This is a genomic window from Dactylosporangium sucinum (assembly GCF_014647515.1).
Lineage (GTDB): Bacteria > Actinomycetota > Actinomycetes > Mycobacteriales > Micromonosporaceae > Dactylosporangium > Dactylosporangium sucinum.
The window spans coordinates 71,821-72,660 of record NZ_BMPI01000044.1; the positions used below are offsets into that span (position 1 = coordinate 71,821).

The window sequence follows — 840 nt, forward strand, 5'->3', positions numbered from 1 at the left end:
GCCCACGTCTCCCGCGAGGACCTGGTGTCCGCGGGCATGGCCGCGCTGGCCGCCGCCGCCAGGTCCTTCGACCCGTCGCGCGGCATCCCGTTCGGCAGCTTCGCGACCCAGCGCATCCGCGGCGCCCTGCTCGACGAGCTGCGCGGCCTCGACTGGGCCAGCCGCTCGGTCCGCTCGCGGGCCCGCCGCGTCGAGACCGCCCAGCAGGAGCTGACCGCCGCCCTGGGCCGCACCCCCACGCCGGCCGAGCTGGCCGAGTCGCTCGGCATCGCCGTCGGCGAGCTCAAGAGCATCGACGACGACGTCCGGCGCGCGGTCGTCCTGTCCCTGCAGGGCTTCTCCGCCGGCAGCGCCGAGGACCTCGTGCGCGAGCGCACCGCCGGCCCCGAGGACCTGATCCTGCACCGCGAGCGGATCGGGTACCTCCACCACGCCGTCGACGCCCTCCCCGAGCGCCTCCGCCGGGTGGTGCAGGGGTACTTCTTCGACGAGCGCCCGATGAACGAGATCGCTCGTGAGCTAGGCGTCACCGAGTCCCGCATCAGCCAGCTGCGCGCCGAGGCGCTGATCCTGCTGCGCGACGGCCTGAACAACCACCTGGACCCCGAGCTGCTCGACGGCCCCGCACGGGCCGGCGGCTGCGTGGCCCGGCGCCGGGAGACCTACTACGCGCAGATCGCCGCCCAGGGCAACCTGACGTCGCGCCTCTCAATAACAAACCCCCTAGGCCTCCCCCACTCCCCCTAACCCCCGCCCCCCTTGTGTCGATCTTGCAGTTGTGGTGCCTCGACACTCCCGCGATGTCCGGGTTTGTCAGGCACCACAACTGCAAGATCGACG

1 protein-coding gene is annotated in these 840 nt (G+C 72.9%); it reads left to right on the plus strand.

The features are described from left to right. On the plus strand, positions 1-747 hold a 747-nt coding region (locus IEZ31_RS36195; protein ID WP_229836161.1), incomplete at its 5' end, for a sigma-70 family RNA polymerase sigma factor. Positions 748-840: the final 93 nt, after the last annotated feature.